At 47.4% G+C, this 17,937-nt stretch carries 17 protein-coding genes; 8 read left to right on the forward strand and 9 right to left on the reverse strand.

Annotation, left to right across the window (positions count from 1 at the left end; translation table 11 throughout):
- The first annotated feature begins 22 nt into the window (after nucleotides 1–22).
- The 3 genes from AC2T15_RS11100 to AC2T15_RS11110 are packed head-to-tail and all read left to right on the forward strand — an operon-like array spanning nucleotide 23 to nucleotide 1,457.
- The gene (locus AC2T15_RS11100) at nucleotides 23–466 is read left to right on the forward strand and encodes a hypothetical protein (protein WP_486778301.1); all 444 of its coding nucleotides are present in this window, start codon (nucleotides 23–25) and stop codon (nucleotides 464–466) included.
- Between the two features lie 9 nt (nucleotides 467–475).
- Nucleotides 476–1,003, forward strand: coding sequence for a type II toxin-antitoxin system MqsA family antitoxin (locus tag AC2T15_RS11105; RefSeq protein WP_486778302.1), 528 nt, complete (start codon nucleotides 476–478; stop codon nucleotides 1,001–1,003).
- Nucleotides 996–1,457, forward strand: a complete 462-nt coding sequence (locus AC2T15_RS11110) for a hypothetical protein (RefSeq protein ID WP_486778303.1) — start codon at nucleotides 996–998, stop codon at nucleotides 1,455–1,457. The genes AC2T15_RS11105 and AC2T15_RS11110 overlap by 8 nt, the downstream gene beginning before the upstream one ends.
- Nucleotides 1,458–2,781: 1,324 nt before the next feature.
- On the opposite strand, the gene AC2T15_RS11115 is transcribed toward AC2T15_RS11110, so the two are convergent.
- The gene (locus AC2T15_RS11115) at nucleotides 2,782–3,645 is read right to left on the reverse strand and encodes a YicC/YloC family endoribonuclease (protein ID WP_053100676.1); all 864 of its coding nucleotides are present in this window, start codon (nucleotides 3,643–3,645) and stop codon (nucleotides 2,782–2,784) included.
- Between the two features lie 93 nt (nucleotides 3,646–3,738).
- Complete coding sequence (locus AC2T15_RS11120; protein ID WP_053100677.1) at nucleotides 3,739–3,954, reverse strand: VF530 family protein; 216 nt, start codon at nucleotides 3,952–3,954, stop codon at nucleotides 3,739–3,741.
- Nucleotides 3,955–4,113: 159 nt separating this feature from the next.
- Here AC2T15_RS11120 and rph point away from each other — a divergent pair, with 159 nt between their 5' ends.
- A complete protein-coding gene (gene rph / locus AC2T15_RS11125) occupies nucleotides 4,114–4,836 on the forward strand; it encodes a ribonuclease PH (RefSeq protein ID WP_053100678.1) in 723 nt (240 codons plus the stop codon).
- Nucleotides 4,837–4,891: 55 nt separating this feature from the next.
- Here the strand turns inward: rph and AC2T15_RS11130 are convergent, their stop codons facing one another.
- Genes AC2T15_RS11130 through AC2T15_RS11145 form a run of 4 tightly spaced genes read right to left on the reverse strand, consistent with a single transcriptional unit; the run spans nucleotide 4,892 to nucleotide 7,990 of the window.
- Nucleotides 4,892–5,314 carry a hypothetical protein gene (locus AC2T15_RS11130; protein WP_486778304.1) on the reverse strand — a complete coding sequence of 141 codons (423 nt, stop codon included), beginning with the start codon at nucleotides 5,312–5,314 and terminating at the stop codon, nucleotides 4,892–4,894.
- Between the two features lie 28 nt (nucleotides 5,315–5,342).
- A complete protein-coding gene (locus AC2T15_RS11135; protein WP_486778305.1) occupies nucleotides 5,343–5,888 on the reverse strand; it encodes a GDYXXLXY domain-containing protein in 546 nt (181 codons plus the stop codon).
- Nucleotides 5,881–6,990: a DUF4401 domain-containing protein gene (locus AC2T15_RS11140; RefSeq protein WP_486778306.1), complete on the reverse strand. Its 1,110-nt coding sequence runs from the start codon at nucleotides 6,988–6,990 to the stop codon at nucleotides 5,881–5,883. The genes AC2T15_RS11135 and AC2T15_RS11140 overlap by 8 nt, the downstream gene beginning before the upstream one ends.
- A complete protein-coding gene (locus AC2T15_RS11145) occupies nucleotides 6,983–7,990 on the reverse strand; it encodes a DUF2157 domain-containing protein (RefSeq protein ID WP_486778307.1) in 1,008 nt (335 codons plus the stop codon). Before AC2T15_RS11145 ends, AC2T15_RS11140 begins: the two co-directional genes overlap by 8 nt.
- Nucleotides 7,991–8,248: 258 nt before the next feature.
- Here AC2T15_RS11145 and AC2T15_RS11150 point away from each other — a divergent pair, with 258 nt between their 5' ends.
- Nucleotides 8,249–9,340 (forward strand): TRAP transporter substrate-binding protein, encoded by a 1,092-nt coding sequence (locus AC2T15_RS11150; RefSeq protein WP_486778308.1) that lies wholly within the window; start codon nucleotides 8,249–8,251, stop codon nucleotides 9,338–9,340.
- An 81-nt stretch (nucleotides 9,341–9,421) separates the two neighbouring features.
- On the opposite strand, the gene uvrD is transcribed toward AC2T15_RS11150, so the two are convergent.
- Together uvrD and trhP are read right to left on the reverse strand one after the other, a co-directional pair.
- Nucleotides 9,422–11,713, reverse strand: a complete 2,292-nt coding sequence (uvrD, locus tag AC2T15_RS11155) for a DNA helicase II (RefSeq protein WP_053103655.1) — start codon at nucleotides 11,711–11,713, stop codon at nucleotides 9,422–9,424.
- Nucleotides 11,714–11,785: 72 nt separating this feature from the next.
- Nucleotides 11,786–13,147 (reverse strand): prephenate-dependent tRNA uridine(34) hydroxylase TrhP, encoded by a 1,362-nt coding sequence (trhP, locus tag AC2T15_RS11160; RefSeq protein WP_053101928.1) that lies wholly within the window; start codon nucleotides 13,145–13,147, stop codon nucleotides 11,786–11,788.
- A 220-nt stretch (nucleotides 13,148–13,367) separates the two neighbouring features.
- Here trhP and AC2T15_RS11165 point away from each other — a divergent pair, with 220 nt between their 5' ends.
- From AC2T15_RS11165 to AC2T15_RS11175, 3 genes are all read left to right on the forward strand, one after another.
- The gene (locus AC2T15_RS11165; protein ID WP_486778309.1) at nucleotides 13,368–14,060 is read left to right on the forward strand and encodes a lysoplasmalogenase; all 693 of its coding nucleotides are present in this window, start codon (nucleotides 13,368–13,370) and stop codon (nucleotides 14,058–14,060) included.
- 112 nt (nucleotides 14,061–14,172) lie between these two features.
- On the forward strand, nucleotides 14,173–15,810 hold the full coding sequence (locus AC2T15_RS11170; RefSeq protein WP_286594190.1) for a fatty acid--CoA ligase: 1,638 nt from the start codon (nucleotides 14,173–14,175) through the stop codon (nucleotides 15,808–15,810).
- A 74-nt stretch (nucleotides 15,811–15,884) separates the two neighbouring features.
- Nucleotides 15,885–16,055: an oxidoreductase-like domain-containing protein gene (locus AC2T15_RS11175; RefSeq protein WP_486778310.1), complete on the forward strand. Its 171-nt coding sequence runs from the start codon at nucleotides 15,885–15,887 to the stop codon at nucleotides 16,053–16,055.
- A gap of 412 nt (nucleotides 16,056–16,467) precedes the next feature.
- Here the strand turns inward: AC2T15_RS11175 and AC2T15_RS11180 are convergent, their stop codons facing one another.
- Nucleotides 16,468–17,919: a TrkH family potassium uptake protein gene (locus tag AC2T15_RS11180; protein WP_486778311.1), complete on the reverse strand. Its 1,452-nt coding sequence runs from the start codon at nucleotides 17,917–17,919 to the stop codon at nucleotides 16,468–16,470.
- Nucleotides 17,920–17,937 lie beyond the last annotated feature (18 nt).

Consider the following 17,937-nt stretch of genomic DNA (forward strand, 5'->3'; position numbering starts at 1 on the left):
TTAACTGGATTAAATTACCATTATGGTAAATAATGCGATAAATGTAAGCGCCTATATTGATGAGCAGCCACCTAATGAAGCTGGCAGTGACAGAATCTATATCGCAGACGGGCCTCTTTATTCATCAGAGTTGGTTAGGGCATTGCTCTCAACCGCTGGTGACAACACTAAGCTATTGACTGAACGTTGTAGAAAAGATGTTCAGACAATGGGATTCGATATTGATGATGTTAAACAGCTAGTTTGTGCCGCTCTGAGTTCAGGAAGTTACCTAAAATCAGAATGGTGCATAGTTGGTCAAACTGATAAGGCTATTTCTTGGGCTGCATGCGATGGTTACCGCTTGTTTCGGGATGAATGGGTGGAGTATGCGCATAAAGAAATGCGCTACGAATACTATGTGAAATTTGCGATAGGCAAGACAGGTAAATTGTTATTACTGGTTTCTTGTCATTTGTCGCGCTGAGGATATGTGATGAATAGTCAAACTTGTCCAATTTGTGAGATGGGCCAATTAACTCTCCATACCGAGAGGGTTACAGTTGAGCATTTAGGTCAGCAAGGCCAAATTGACAGCCAGTATGCAGTGTGTGATTGCTGCGGCAGTGAACAGGCTGGTACTGCTGAAGCTCGCTTTAACAAGCGTGCAATGATTGCTTTTAAAAAGCAGGTGCAAGGCTTGCTAACGGGAAATGAACTCCAGGTCTTGCGTAAACGCTGGGGCTTAAAACAGGCTGATGCTGCAAAAGTGTTTGGTGGTGGCCCTGTTGCTTTTTCCAAGTACGAATCAGACGATGTGATGCAATCAGACGCAATGGATAAACTACTCCGCTTAGCAGCAGAAGTGCCAGCTGCTTTAGATAAGTTAATCTCGGATGCAGGTGTTGAGCGTAATATCCAGACAAGCTGGAGAAATGTAGCTGTAGTGGATTTTTCATCTACTGCTCGAAAGACGAGAATTGTTGCATCGCACGAACTCGAACTAGAGGCGTGTTATGGTTAAAAAAGTATCAAAATCGTTGCAACAAGCTATTGATGCTTTAGTGATACAGGATGTATACGTTAAATCGTGCCAAGCTAAGTGTGTTGAAGACTTTGACCCAAAATCCACGGAACTTGAAGCGTTGTTAGTGCAACAAATGCATGTTGTTCTTCGAAGTGAATTGATCGATATTGATGGCGATGGCCATCTGGTACGCATTTATATCCGTTTGGGGACTCGTTGGGTGAATCCTAAGGAAAATGGTGATCCTGATATTAAAGCCTTTGTTGAAGCAGACTTTATTGCAGAATACCAAGTCACAGCAGAACTAGAGCAGGAATCGATTGATGAATTTGCACTGAAAAATGCTAGCTACCATGTTTGGCCTTATTGGCGCGAGTTCTTGAGTTCTCAATGTGAACGACTGCGTTTGCCAAGGGTTGTTTTACCAACTGTGCAATTTAGCAAACAGTAACTAAAAAGCGACATCAAATAATATCGAGCTATTTGGCGCTTTTGATATTAAAATCGCACTAACAACACTCCTCCCGCTACCCGTTAGATCAGCGCCCTGTGAGGGGTTACTCGTAACCACACATCATTCTCCGGCCCACAAAGGTGGTGCAGCAGCGCTAGGTTAATCTGGTGGCTAATCACGTTGGCGTTTCGCTTTCCGTTCTCTTTTCTTAAACCGCTCAGTAACAAACCCATACATGATTTTCCCACTTGCTCTGGCGAACTGGGCAGGCAAAAGGCGCGGTTTTGCTGTTTTAGATAAAGGCGTGATACACCCAAAAATACAAGCGTTGGCGGGAGTATGACGTTGCAATGTGTTGGATATCGGTAACAAATGTGCCGGTAACAGAGCCAACCCGCCTTGCGTGTGGCCATCCACCTCAGGTAAAGGTAGCCAATACAGGTTTAGCCATTGCTCGGGGCTTTGCCATTTTTCTACGATTACTTGTGCGCCAATGCTATTCAGCCATTGGTGAATCGGTCAGCCTGGGTAGAGGGTAAATGCGCCATGCCCAACCAGTAAAGCGATTCCCCTTCCTAGGTGAAGCCGCAGCGTTGTTGGCTACGCTCTTTCGCCCCAATCACATAGTCTATCTATGCTCATGGGGCTCATTCGTTTGCCGCCTAGCTGCAACTCCACCTAGCTTGGGGAACTACCAAATAACCACTCTCTACCCCAATCGTTACCTCTTGCCCATAACACGTCACTTATCACCTTGTTGGTTCGTCATGCCGTCTATTTTCAGTGGTCGGGTGCAGACGCGGTGGTAAATTAGATGAAAGAAATGGCCATCAAACTAACCAGTCAAATCAGTTTTTTATGATGACCTTCGTGCGGCTAACTGTTTGATATACATAGTCCAATACGATGCTGTTTGGCGGCATTCAACTAATGCAAAAAAATCGAGACGCCAAACGATCGTTTGCATTCTGGATTAAAAAAATCAAACGGTTTGTACTTTGATGCCGAGGTTGGTTTAGGGTACAAAAAGTGCCAAGTCTTGCTTTGAGCCAGTACTGGCAAGGTTTAGCAGCGTTGGATTTCAATCGAGAAGCCAAACAGTAAATGGGCTAATTTCCCTGTTTGGCGTAAGGGGGTAAAGGCATGGGGAAGTGTGTGGCGGCTGTTGAAACTCATGGATTAGCAAATGACGCCCTGCCCACCACTAAACAGCAACTGGTAACGGACATCCGCAAACCGATTTGGACGGGAAAAATAAAAAAGCCCTGTATTTACAAGCAAATAACAGGGCTTCTAAGACATTCTTGGACGGGTAAAAAAACTATTCGATATTTTGTACTTGTTCCCGCATTTGCTCGATTAATACTTTTAAGTTCACCGCTGCTTGGGTAGAGCGGGGATCAAAGGCTTTCGAGCCTAAGGTATTGGCTTCGCGGTTGAGCTCTTGCATTAAAAAATCTAACCGCCGACCAATCGCACCACCCTCTGTTAATACCCGACGCACTTCGATGATATGGGTATTTAAACGATCCAACTCTTCTGCTACATCTGAGCGCTGGGCGAGTAACACCATTTCTTGCTCAAGGCGCTGAGGATCTAACTCGACACTCATCTCAGTAAAGCGGGCGAGAATTTTGGCGCGCTGATTATCTAGCATCTCTGGCACCAGTTCGCGCAGCGTATCAATATCAGCCTGCATTGCATCTAAGCGCTCACTGATCAACTTGGCTAGCTCGCTACCTTCGCGTTCACGGTGTTCTTTTAGCTGCTGCAACGCCTGCTTAAACAACGCCAGTGCAGCTTGAGTGAGTTGTTGGGTATCAATTTTGTCGGCGGCCATCACACCCTGCCAAGCTAAAATCTCTAATGGATTTAACTTAGCTGGCTTTTTCATTAGCTCGGCTAAATGCTCGGCTGCCTGAATCAGCTGCTCGGCTCGCTGATAATCAATGCTGATATTTTGCTCGCTATTGGCTTCGGTAAACTTCAGCGTGCATTCTAATTTGCCCCGTGAAATGCCCTTGCGCAGTGCTTCACGCACCCCGCCTTCTAACTCACGTAAGTTTTCTGGCAAACGTAAATGCGGCTCTAAATAACGGTGATTCACTGAGCGAATTTCCCAGCTCAACGTACCAAAGGATTCGGCCTGCTCGACCCGAGCAAAAGCAGTCATACTGTGCACCATGCAGTGGTGTCTCCGTTTAATAAAGTAATCAATAATTGCCAGCTAGCCTAAAGGGCTGGCGCCACTGATGCAATCAGCAAAATCCGCGGCAAACTAACTCTGTAACTGAATATAAAGCGCTTCTACTTTGCTTCGCGCCCAAGGTGTTTTACGCAAAAACTTAAGCGATGACTTAATCGATGGGTCTTGTTTAAAGCAATTAATCGCTACCTGCTCGGCTAACGCAGGCCAGCCGTAGTGCTCAACGAGCTGGGTTAATAATTGCTCGAGCGTAACGCCATGCAAGGGATCGCGGCTTGAAGTAGTCATGAAGGCACTGCACCTAAGATCAAATCATTATTAATGCGCAGCATTATTGCTTAATCTTTGCCTTAGAGACAATTTTAAAAAAATCTGCCACCAGCCAGCCCTTTATTGCCCAAGCCTTTATACTAGGGGCGAATTTTTAGACTAATTAGGTGTTTGTAGATGATTCGTCCAAGTGGTCGTGCTAATGATCAACTGCGTGAAGTGCGCATTACCCGTCAATATACCTGCCATGCTGAAGGCTCAGTATTGGTTGAGTTTGGTAATACCAAAGTCATTTGTACGGTGAGTGTAGAAGGCGGAGTACCGCGTTTTCTTAAGGGCCAAGGTCAGGGTTGGTTAACCGCTGAATACGGTATGCTACCGCGCTCTACGGGCAATCGCATGGCCCGTGAAGCCTCTCGGGGCAAGCAAGGCGGCCGCACCTTAGAAATTCAACGCTTAATTGGCCGCTCACTACGCGCCGCGTTAGATATGAGCAAGCTGGGTGAAAACACCCTGTACGTTGACTGCGATGTGATTCAAGCCGATGGCGGTACCCGCACCGCATCGATCACCGGTGCAATGGTGGCCTTAGTGGATGCGCTAAACGTGATGGAGGAGCGCGGCGCACTGAAAAAAGGCAGCCCACTTAAGCAAATGATTGCTGCCGTTTCTGTGGGTGTATATGAAGGTGAGCCGGTACTGGATTTAGATTATCCAGAAGACTCGAGCGCCGAAACCGACTTAAACGTAGTCATGACCGATCAAGGCGGCTTTATCGAAGTACAAGGCACCGCCGAAGGCGCGCCGTTTAGCGCCGAACAACTCAGCGCTATGTTGGCTTTAGCCAATAAAGGTATGCAGGAGTTATTTGCTGCACAACAGCAGGCACTAGCTAACTAAAGCAAATAAGTAGTACTGCATCATTTAGCCTCTGCTAAGCAGAGGCTAAATGGCTTTAACAAGTCAGTCGTTTAATCTCAGCGCCTTGCAGTAAATGACTGCAGCCAAGGGCTAACGCATGTTGCTCAGCCAAAGCTTTTGTCGATAAATACACCCGCGGCTTATTCTGCTCGGCAAACGCTTCAATTAACGCTACACAACCTGCGCTGGCTACTGCTTCTTGCTCAGCGGCAACACCTTGATAAATCACCAAGGCACTGTGTAACTCTGCAGGCAAGCCGGTAGCGCTCGGTGTTGAGGCAAAGCACCGATAAAACAAATCAAGCTCAGCAATGATGACCAGCGTGGAATAATAATCTACACAAATCTCCTGCCACGGCAGATCCATCACCCATTGCGCGGGCGGCTGTTTACTCCATTCAGGAAAATAGTTTCCACAGTTAGCTTGCGCCATTAGTACTCGTTGCTGCTCGCTCATGTATTTACCCCACTTGTTAGCCTTGTGGTTAATCCTGTAATAAACGATTAACCCCTAATGGTTGTAACTGTGCATCTAACATACGCGCGAGCAACATTTCGCCCTTAGCATTTACTTTAAATAAGCCATACTTGGCCTGCTCATAAATACTGGCCGTACCTTCTTGGAAGAAAAAAGCATTGGTCGCAAACTGAATCTGGCCATTACGCTGGCGGTATTGCACACGCACCTGATTATCAGCTAATGGCTGTGTAGCCTCTAAGCTGACCAACATAGCTAACTGCTGCTGATCTAGCGCTAACGTGGCCAAACCCGTATACGCCACTTGTTGCGCTAAAGGCTCAGCACGTTGCTGTGCAGCTATCTGCTCGGCTAGGGCAAAACGTAGCGCCATATAATCGCCCTGCATTAGCGAACGTGGATCCACCGGAGCCAGCTCCAAAATAACCGTTTGTCCTTGGCTTAGAGTGCGCTCATGTTGCCAGATGCTGTAATTTATCAGTCCTAATAGTAGCAGTGCCAACACCAGCACCCAGCCAGTAATAGGAGATTTTGGCTTGGCTAGATTAGTCATGATTAAGCTCCTGCGATGTTTGGCTGCAAGTCTGTAAGTAACGAATCAAGCTAAAGGCAGTAATCAAACAAACGCCTGACCCCATTAACCACCAGGATTTCTGTAACAAACTTAAGTGCAGCGAATAGTAATACCACACCAGCAACACCAGTAAACTCAGCAATAATTTCAACGCTAAGCGCTGATAACCGATGCGCACCGCCAAAGCGAGTAATAAAACGCTGCCTGACACACCTACCAACCACTGATTCGCAACGCTCAGCAATAGCACCAAACCCATGATCAGCCCCTGCAGCGCACTGAACCGAGCGGAGTCAGCCATGTTGCGGACTAAATACAGCCCAACACCTGCACTGATCACACTACAGGCCATGTTGGCAGGATTAAACCAGCGCCAAGTGTTTTCACCACTGATCTGAACTAAGCCCCAACCAGTGCTGCTAGCCGCCGCAGAGCTGTAGTAAAACAGCCCTATACCGAGGATAAAAAACAAGCTGGCCGACTGCGCAATCGGCTCTAACCACCGGCTCCAACGTGCCCAGCGAAATAAATTCAGCCAAATCAGTGCGGCCACCAGCAAACATAACGGCCACACGAGATATAAATAACTATCCCACACCAACCAACAGACACTGGCCAGCAACAAATGGCAGCTAAGCCTGCGTAATACCGGCGCTTGAAATAGCCAAAACAACACTGCATTCACCAATAACAGCACGCTCGCCGCCCATTGATTGTTGTCCAACAGCAGCACTAAACCCAGCACCAATAGCCCTTGGGAAACCAAATAACAGGAACGGCTCCAATGCACTAAAAATAAATGCCCAGGCGCCAGTAAACTTAAACCCAACGCCAAGCCACCGTATAATGCAGCCATCACTAGGCTCACGCTGCCTTCTAACGACGCTGAGGGTGCAGCAAATAGCTCTAATACTAGGCTACTGATGCTGTAAATTAGTGCTAGTGAAAATAATACCGACACCCATCCGGCAAAACCGGCTAAAAGCCGCAAATACAGCGGGCTAGTGCTGCTTGCAACAAGCGGCTGGGCACCCGTGACTAACTGCGCTTGCTGTAAGCGCTGCCACAAGACATTACTCATGCGCGGCTCCTAGTTCGGCCTGCTGATACAACCGCTGCAAGTACTTACCTGCGAGCAAACTTAGCCCCATAAAGAATCCACCCAGCAACAGCAAATTCAACTCACCCCACCAGCTATTGCCTAATACATTCGCCGCTTGTGCAGTCAGATAGGCAATCACCGATAAAGCTAGCAAGGCTAAGTGCAATACATGTAGCTGACGGTAACGATAGAAATAACCCGCTCCCAGCACTAACAACACCCAAACCCCTAAACTGATCAGCTCAAAACGATTGTGTAACCCAAGGTTACTCAGCACCAATATACTGACCAGCAACACACTCCAGCTAAACACTGCCGTAATCAGCCAGGGTAAAAAGGCCTGAGGCTTAAAGCGCTGATACAGCTCCAACAACAACCAGCTGCTTAGATTAAGTGCCACCGCACTCAATAAAAAGTAGTCATTGCCCAAGATGAACAGCCAATTAAATAAACTGCTGTAAAGCCACAATGCAAGGTTGGCTAACACTAAAATCAAAGCCATTAAAAATAGTTGCTGAGTTAGCAACAACCACGGTACTAATAATCCTGCCCACACTAAAAACAATTGATAGCTGTCGGCACCGGTTTGATAGGTTTGCCCAACCAAAGCCAAACAAGCGCCCACCATTAATGCTGCAGCCCCTAAGCTAAGTTGCCCCACGGGATGACTAACGGGGTATTTAAATAGCGGCAATAAACACATCGCCAATGCCCCCTGAACCACCGCAAATTTGCTGTAGCGATGCAATACATCCCAGTTAAAGGCAAAGAAAAAAATCACCCCACTGACCAATAACAACACACCGCTAATCAGTAATAAATAACTAAAAAACCGGCCTTGTTGCTGGGGGCTGGGAAGGGCCTGGGTTAATGCTAGCGCTTGGGGCAGGTCTTCCGGCTTTAATGCACCTTGGGCTACCCACTGCATCAGTTGCTTACTGTTGTTCAATTGAACATCCTCTTCTTTCACTTGGGTCATACACCTGTGGCTATCTTAGGCAGTATTGGCAGTTTTTTCTGCGATTTATTTTTCTCAGGCTTTAGTCTGCTTGACCTGAATGATTAACCCTTCGGCCAAGCAATTGCGGTTACAAAAATCCCCCCCATCAATGCCGCCCTTTTTTAACAGAATGTCGCGAAAAAACTGTGCAAAGTGCGTGTTTAATGCGTTTTTTTTGACTGCACTATTTTCGGCTAAAAATTGCGTATCATAGTGAAAACTATTAAAGGAGCTGACATGAAACGTCGTCAATTATTTGGATTAACCGCGGCCTTATTAGCAGCCATCAGTTTAGCTGGCTGTAAGGAAGAAGCAGCGTCTTCAAGCGCAGCGGCCGCCCCAGCAGAAAAATTTGAGTGGAAAATGGTCACCTCATGGCCAAAAAACTACCCCGGCCTTGGTACCTCAGTGGAGCGTCTGTCTGAGCGAGTCAACGCCATGACTGACGGTCGGCTAAAAATTAAAGTGTACTCTGCTGGTGAACTGGTACCTGCACTTGAAGTATTTGACGCCGTATCCAATGGCACGGCAGAAATTGGTCACAGCGCTTCTTACTACTGGAAAGGTAAAACCAGCACCTCACAATTCTTTACCTCTGTTCCTTTTGGTTTATCCACCCTTGAAATGAATGCTTGGGTCAATAAAGGTGACGGCTTAAAACTATGGGAAGAAGCCTACGCGCCCTTTGGTGTGAAACCGTTCTTAGCGGGTAACACCGCGATGCAAATGGGCGGCTGGTTTAACAAAGAAATTAATTCCTTAGATGATATTAAGGGCTTAAAAATTCGTATGCCGGGTCTTGGCGGCGAGGTTTTAAACCGCTTAGGTGCCACTACCGTTAACTTGCCAGGTAGCGAGGTATTTACCGCGCTGCAAACCAACGCCATTGATGCCAGTGACTGGGTTAACCCCTACAATGACCTAGCCTTTGGTTTACATAAAGCAGCTAAGTACTACTACTATCCAAGCTGGCAAGAGCCACAAGCGACTTTAGAAATTATCATCAACCAAAAGGCTTGGGATAAGCTACCTAAAGACCTACAGGCCATTGTTACTGAAGCCATTCGTGCCGCTAACCAAGATATGTTAGATGACTACGTATGGAACAACGCCCGCGCCCTAGAAGAGTTAATCAGCTCGGGCACGCAACTGCGCCGCTTCCCTGATTCTGTACTTGAAGCAATGAAGCAAGAGTCAGCCAATGTACTGGCGGCCTTGGCAGCAGAAAGTGATCTTAACCAGCGGATTTGGGACTCTATGCAGGATTTCCAAAAGAAAACCACTAAGATGCACGAGTTATCAGAAAAAGAGCTGTATAACTGGCGTTAAGCCTCAGTTAACCTGCTAAGAAAAAATCCCCGTTGATTACTGATCTTCGGGGATTTTTTTATTCGACAATGGATGAAAACCTTAACCAATCACTTCAAGCTTAGCAAAAGATGCCATCAGCCACTTACTGCCTTCACTGGCAAACTGCACCTGCACTCGTGCCTGAGCACCTGAGCCTTCAAAGTTTAAAATGACCCCATCACCAAACACACTGTGGCGCACAATTTGCCCAAGTTTGTATTGGGTGTTAGGCACTTCCGCATTAGCAAAGCCCGCACTGCTGCTTTTGCTGAGGCTAGCGTTATCAAAGAAAGTAGGCCGTGACACACTGTTGCCCATACGTACTTCTTGCAGCACGGCTGAGGGAATTTCCCGAACAAAGCGCGACATTTTATTGTAGGTTTCCTTGCCATACAGTCTTCTGGTTTCAGCATAGGTTATCACCAGTTTTTGCATCGCACGGGTGATTCCAACATAGGCTAAACGCCGCTCTTCTTCTAAACGACCTGGTTCTTCTAAACTCATTTTGTGGGGAAATAGACCTTCTTCCATACCCACCAAAAACACTAAAGAAAATTCTAGCCCCTTGGCACTGTGTAAGGTCATTAGCTGCACGCAGTCGGTATTCTCTTCCGCTTGTTTTTCACCCGCTTCAAGTACCGCATGATCTAAAAATGCCTGTAATGGCGGCAAGTCCTGATTAAAGGGATCAATCTCATCGTACTCAGCAAGATAGCTGAACTCGTTTTCAACTACCAAGTTTTCTTCGGCGCCCGGTTCAACCTGTATTTCTATCTCATCAAAAGCACTGGCGGCGCTAATCAACTCTTCTAAGTTTTCTACCCGTGCCTGGGCTTTTTCGCCTCGCTCAGCGCGGTGATACTCTAATAACCCTGACTGCTCAATCACCACCCGCATTGCATCTGATACCAGCACTTGAGCATCCACTTTGTTTGCCAGCTCATCAATCAGTAGTAGAAACTGCTGCACTGCATTTAATGCGCGCCCAGGTAGCCCTTTATTCGCCACGAGATGCTGCATGGTTTGCCATAGCGACAATTGCTGATCGCGGGCTAACTCGCGAATCGTTTCAAGGGTTTTCTCACCAATACCGCGCGTGGGGACATTCACAATCCGCTCTAAAGCAGCGTTATCATCGCGATACTGGGTCAAGCGTAAATAAGCTAAGGCATTTTTAATTTCTAAACGCTCGAAGAAACGCTGACCACCGTAAATACGGTAGGGAATATTTTCCCGCAATAAGGCTTCTTCCAGCACCCGAGACTGGGCGTTAGAGCGATAGAGCACAGCAATATCTTGATAATTTAAGCGCTTCTGCTTACGCGCTTGCAGAATGCTTTCGACCATATAACGCGCTTCGTCATGCTCGTTATACGCCGAGAACAAGCTAATCGGCTCGCCGGCGCCATCATCGGTCCACAGCTTTTTTCCTAAACGCTCCGTGTTGTTTTCAATCACAGCGTTAGCTGCCTGCAAAATATTGGCAGTGGAGCGGTAGTTTTGCTCCAGACGAATGGTTTGGGTGTCGGGATAATCGCGAGTGAGTTGCTGAATATTTTCCACCTGCGCGCCGCGCCAGCCATAAATCGACTGATCATCATCGCCCACTACCATAAAGCTACGGCTATTTTGGGTTAAAAAGCGTAACCACGCATATTGCACAGCGTTGGTGTCTTGAAATTCATCAACCAATATATGCTGAAAACGGCGCTGATAATGTTCCAATAAACTGGGATTATCACGAAATAGCTCAAGCGAGCGCAGCAGCATTTCATTAAAATCAATGCTGCCTGCAGCCTCACAGGCTTGCTCGTAACTAAAGTACAGCCGCACCATGACCTTTAAAAAGAAGTCATCGCTGATTTGAATATGTTGCGGGCGTAAACCCTGATCTTTATGGCTATTAATAAAGCCTTGCACTTGGCGCGCGGGCCAGCGATCTTCATCGATTTCTTGCTCGCGCATAATCCGTTTAATTAAGCGCAGCTGATCATCGCTGTCTAAAATTTGAAACTGCTCGGGCAATTTGGCTTCTTGCCAGTGTGCACGCAATAGACGATGGGCTAAGCCGTGGAAAGTCCCCACCCACATGCCCCTGAGCTGATCGCCCATTAACGACTCAATTCGACCACGCATTTCGGCTGCCGCTTTATTGGTAAAGGTTACCGCTAAAATACTGTGCGGCGCTGCCTGCTCCACTTTCATTAACCAAGCAATACGATGCACCAACACCCGTGTTTTACCTGAGCCCGCCCCAGCAAGAACCCGCTGCGTGCCTAAGGGCGCAGTTACCGCTTGGCGTTGGGCATCATTTAAATCATTCAATAGGTAGGAAATATCGTCGTCTTGCATGATCACTTCAGTCATTGGGGAGATAAAAGCAAACAGGCCACTAAAAAGCGGCCTGTTACTCGAAGTTAAGGATTAACCGCGGGTCGTACCACTGGGTAAATTGCGCATCAGTAACGCATGCTCTAGGTTTACATTTTCTGGGACCGGCAAATAAAGAGTATGGCCATCACCTGGCGCAACATCAACCGCCGCCCCTTTTTTGTTCTCCAGGTGCTTCAGATCAAAGGTCAGGTTACCTTGGGGCGTCATCAGCTCGATGCTATCACCAACAAAGAAGCGGTTTTTAATAATCACCTCAGCTAACTCGCCACGGCGTTCACCGGTTAACTCGCCAACAAACTGCTGGCGATCAGAAATCGAGTAGCCGTATTCGTAGTTTTGATATTCATCGTGCACGTGACGACGCAAAAAGCCTTCGGTATAACCACGGTGCGCCAGTGACTCCAGCGTATCCATCAACGACTTATCAAACGGGCGACCAGCCACCGCATCGTCAATGGCTTTGCGGTAGACCTGCGCCGTACGCGCCACATAGTAGTGCGACTTAGTGCGACCTTCGATTTTTAGCGAGTGCACCCCGGCCTTAACCAAACGCTCTACGTGCTGCACCGCCCGCAGATCTTTGGAGTTCATTATGTAAGTACCGTGCTCATCTTCATAGGCAGACATATATTCGCCCGGACGATTAGCCTCTTCTAACAAAAACACTTCATTGGTCGGCGCGCCCACGCCTAAGGTCGGTTCTTGCTGCTGCACGGCGGCAATTGGCTCGTACTTATGCACAATATCGCCGACTTCGTTTTCTTTGGCTTCGTGGGTTTTGTATTCCCAGCGACAGGCGTTGGTGCAAGTGCCTTGGTTTGGATCACGCTTATTAATGTAACCCGACAATAAACAGCGGCCAGAATAGGCCATACACAAGGCGCCATGGACAAAGACTTCCAACTCCATTTCTGGCACCTGGTGGCGAATTTCTTCAATTTCATCAAGCGACAGTTCGCGCGATAAAATCGCTCGAGTTAAACCCTGACGGCGCCAAAACTCTACACTGGCCCAGTTCACCGCATTAGCTTGTACCGACAAGTGAATGGTTTGTTCAGGGAAATGCTCACGCACCAACATGATTAAACCGGGATCCGACATAATCAGCGCATCGGGCTGCATATCAATCACCGGTTGCAAATCCTTGACAAAGGTTTTGAGCTTGGCGTTATGTGGGGCAATATTCACCACCACATAAAACTGCTTACCCAGCGCATGGGCTTCTTGAATACCCAAGGCTAAGTTGGCATGGTCGAATTCGTTATTGCGCACCCGCAAGCTGTAACGTGGCTGACCGGCATAAACCGCATCAGCGCCATAAGCAAAGGCGTAGCGCATATTTTTTAAGGTGCCGGCGGGCGATAGCAGCTCAGGACGAAACGGGGTAGACATAACAACACTCAGAAAAAGTCAAACAAAGGTGCAATTCTATCAGTCCTTGATGGTTTTTTCGCCATTAAAACGCCATAACCAAGTTTTTTAGTCGGATATTTTTCTTCTCGCCCTACGATGCTTAGTTCTCTGCGACTGAGCGCCAACTGTTTACCCTGCTAAAAGGCGCTAAGCTGCCAATTCGGTCGGTCTCCCCAAATCACTGAATTAAGGATCTACTATGCCCAGTCAACGTCTGCAGCTGTATGCAATATTTAGCCTTATCTTTATTACCCACTTAAGCACCATTCACTTCGGCTTAGAAGCGCTGCGGCTAGGCACTAAGCCGTTAATTGGTTTTAGTTTACTGCTCTGGCTGTTACTTGATCAGGCCAATCAAGCGCCCTTTCGTTACTGGCTAGCACTTGCCATAGGCTTTGGCATGCTGGGGGATATTTTCCTGATGCTGCCCGATACGGAAGCCACCTTTATCGCAGGCTTGAGCAGCTTTCTAATCGGCCACCTGTTGTACGTAGTGATTTTTTTACGCCAACAACAATTTAGCTACACAGACTTTAAACAAAATGCCAACTCACGCCTGCTCAAACAAACAAGCTCGGTAATGGCCATCATTAGCTTAGCGATTTATGGCTACCTGTGGAGCGATCTAGGTACACTCAAATTACCCGTGGCGCTGTATATTTTGGTGATCGCCTTGATGGTGATTAGCGCCATGGGCCGTTATCGGGCAGTGAGCCAACTATCTTTTATTACGGTTCTGATTGGCGCAATTTTATTTGCCGTATCTGACAGTATTTTAGCAATTGATCGCTTTGCCCACCCATTCGCCCAAGCCAATTTCTACATCATGCTGACCTATATGGCTGCCCAGTTTTTGATTGTTAGCCAAACCTTAGTTCGCCGCCCCCACTAATTCGGCACTAAGTTTAGAAGCTAGCCAGTAAACTGACTAAACGTCTAGTAGACACACAGCAGTGGACGTTTTAGCGTGCAAAGTTCAAGGACTATTGATGGAGCGCTTAGCTATGCAGACTCAACTAGCAGCACCTGCGTTTAATTTCCCTTTATTGCTGGGTTCTTTGCTTAACAGTGGCGTACAAACTGCGCCCTTACAGCAAATTGTGTATCGGGATCAGCAGTATAGTTACCAAGACCTACAGCAGCGGGTGCATCAATTAGCCAATGCTTTGCAGCAAGTAGGGCTAAAGTCGGGACAAACCGTTGGCGTGATGGATTGGGATAGCCATCGCTACTTGGAATGTTTTTTTGCCATCCCTATGCTTGGCGCGGTCTTACACACGATTAATGTGCGTTTATCTGCCGAGCAAATTCTCTATACCATTAATCACGCCGAAGACGATGTGCTGCTAATCAATAGCGAGTTTTTGCCCTTGCTCGCCAGCATTGCTGAGCGCATAGAAACGGTTAAAACTCTGATCGTGCTCAATGATCAAGCGCCCTTACCCGAGGCGGTGAAGCAAATTACGCAGTATGTCGGCGAATATGAGCAATTACTCAAAAATGCTCCCACTGGGCCTTGCCCATTTCCTGAGCTAGATGAAAACACCCGCGCCACCACCTTTTACACCACCGGAACCACAGGTTTACCCAAAGGCGTCTATTTCAGCCATAAACAGCTGGTGATGCATACCCTAGCACTACGCAGTGCCACGGCTGGCACTGGCCATGGCCGTTTTAACCAAGACGATGTGTATATGCCAATGACTCCGATGTTTCATGTGCATGCCTGGGGAGTACCGCTGCTGGCAACGCTATTGGGAGTCAAGCAAGTGTATCCAGGGCGCTATGAGCCGGCTAAATTATTACAGCTGATCGAACAGCATCAAGTTAGCTTTACCCATTGCGTGCCTACTATTTTACAAATGCTACTCAAACAAGCCGGCACGAATTATCAGTTTAATGCTTTAAAAATGATTATTGGTGGCGCGGCCTTTCCAGAACCTTTGGCACTACAAGCACTGCGCCAAGGCATTGATGCCTTTACTGGTTATGGCATGAGTGAAACCTGCCCGCTGCTGACTTTGGCTTATTTAACTTCAGAGCAACAGCAACTACCGCTCGAGCAACAAACAGCGATTCGCTGTAAAACAGGCAAACCCATTCCGTTCGTTGAATTACGTATTGTCGACCAAGCCATGCAAGACGTAGCCCATGATGGTCAAGCCCAAGGAGAAATTGTAGTGCGCACCCCTTGGCTTACCCAAGGTTATCTAAAAGATGCTGCAGGTTCAGCCGAGCTATGGGCTGGTGGCTGGCTGCATACAGGTGATATCGCCACTTTAGACGCAGAAGGCCAAGTAAAAATTACCGACCGCATTAAAGATGTGATTAAAACCGGTGGGGAATGGGTTTCGTCGTTAGCCATTGAAAATTTACTGTTACAGCATCCGGCAATTCAAGAGTGTGCCGTGATTGGCGTAACCGATAGCAAATGGGGCGAGCGTCCGGTGGCCTTAGTGGTGCTCAACAGCAAGGCACAAGCCATTACTGATCAGCAGTTACAAGCCCACTTACAACAGTTTGTTGAGCAAGGTTTATTGTCTAAATTTGGCGTACCGGATCGCTTTATTAGCCTGACCGAACTGCCAAAAACCAGTGTTGGCAAGCTCAATAAACGACTGTTACGGGAGCAATACCACTAACTCATCCCTCGGCTTTGACTTAACCCGACCACAGGGCTCAGGTATACTGGCAAAAATTTACTAAGAGACAAGTCATGCTAGAAAAACCTATTCCACCCGGTGACTATGATTGCTGCGAGAGTGCCTGCGAGCCTTGTGTTTGGGATATTTATTACGATGAATTGCGCCAGTGGCAAGCCGAGCAAAAAGCCGCAACTGAGCAACCCAAAGATACTCAATCTAACCTAGCAAGTGACGCAAGTTAAGCGCCTCACTTGCTCAGTATCTACAGCGCTGCGCCGGTAGGTTAGGTTGATCCACTAAAAACGATAACCCAGCTCAACCCAAAGCTGCCTGCCTGCATCATAAACCTGTCCAAAACTGTCTTCATCACCATAGGCCACCGGAATGCGCTTATTTAATACATTAGTGACCGATAAGGTAGTGAATAATGACTGTGTGGAAGTGACCGGTAGATCATAGGTCGTGGTGATATCCTAAGTAAATGCACTTGGAAAACGGTAGGTTTGGTAGTCGCTAATCCATTGCTCTGCGTGGCGTATTCTTCCCGTACGAACCACTTCACGATAGGCTGCACGATAACGCGGACTCAACACAAGCAAGCATTATTATTTAAGATATAGCGCAGATCCATGGTCAAACAGCGGCAAGCTAGGCTTAATAGCGCCAGAAGGCTGGGGATAACAAAATCACTAAAGAAAAAATTTCTAAGCGCCCCAGCACCATGGCCAAACTTAAGACCAATTTGGCACTACTAGGCAATAACGCATAGTGTGCTGCTGCTTCACCAAAGGCTGGCCCTAAGTTGTTCATACTGGAGGCTAAACTAGAAAACGCGGTAACTGGGTCAACGCCCAAGGCCAACAACACCAGCAGCAATACAATAAAGGTCACCACATACATTGCACAAAAGCCCCAGACCGACTCAATCACTCGATCAGGCACCTTGCGCTTGCCCAGCTTAACGGTAAAGACCCCACTGGGATGCAATAGACGATGAATTTCACGCTGACCTTGGCGATACACCAACATAACGCGCATCACCTTCATTCCCCCACCGGTTGAGCCAGCACAAGCGCCAATAAAGGCGGTAAATAACAGTAAATACGGCAAGAATGTGGGCCAGCTACTAAAGTCGTCGACACCAAAGCCAGTTGTGGTAGCCACCGAAACCACCTGAAAGGCTGCAAAACGTAAGCTATGGGTCCAGTCATCGTGGATGCTATACAGCAACAGCACCAGCAAAGTTAAAGCAAAAGTGCCAGCTAAAATTTTCAAAAAGGTCATGCACTCGGCATCTTGCAAATAAGTAAAGATTGAGCCACTGCGCAAGGCCGCAAAGTGCAAGCCAAAGTTAATCCCAGAGAACGCCATAAAGAAAATACAAATAGCTTCAATTAATGGGCTATCAAAATAGCCAATACTGGCGTCGTGGGTAGAAAAACCGCCAATCGCAATCGTCGAAAAACTATGGCCAACGGCATCAAATAAACTCATGCCCGCCGCCCAATAAGCCAAAGCACAGAGCACCGTTAAACCGCAATAAATCATCCACAGGGTTTTGGCCGTATCGGCAATGCGTGGTGAAAGCTTATTTTCTTTTAATGGGCCAGGCATTTCGGTGCGATATAACTGCATACCGCCCACTCCTAACATCGGCATAATCGCTACTGCTAATACCACAATTCCCATACCCCCTAACCACTGCAATTGTTGGCGGTAATATAGAATTGCGCGCGGCAATTGATCGATACCCGTTAGCACAGTCGCGCCGGTGGTGCTTAACCCCGAAAAAGCTTCAAATAACGAGTCAGTAATCCCCATCAAGGGACTGTTCGATAGTAAAAAAGGAATCGACCCGAAGGTGCCCAGTACCACCCAGAATAACGCGGTAATTAAATACCCGTCACGTACCCGCATTTCGGCTCTGGCTTTACGGGTCGGTAACCAAGCAAAAAAACCAGTCAGTAGGGTAATTAAAAACGCGCCGGTAAAGCTTAACCAAGTGCCTTCGGCATAATAAATATCCATGATAATGGGCGGCACATGACTGAGGCTAAAGGTCATGAGCAAGATTCCCACAATTCGGCAAATGGCAGCAAAGTGCATAAAAATCTCGTTATTAAA

The sequence above is a fragment of the Thiopseudomonas sp. SA1F2-1K genome (assembly GCF_057443035.1).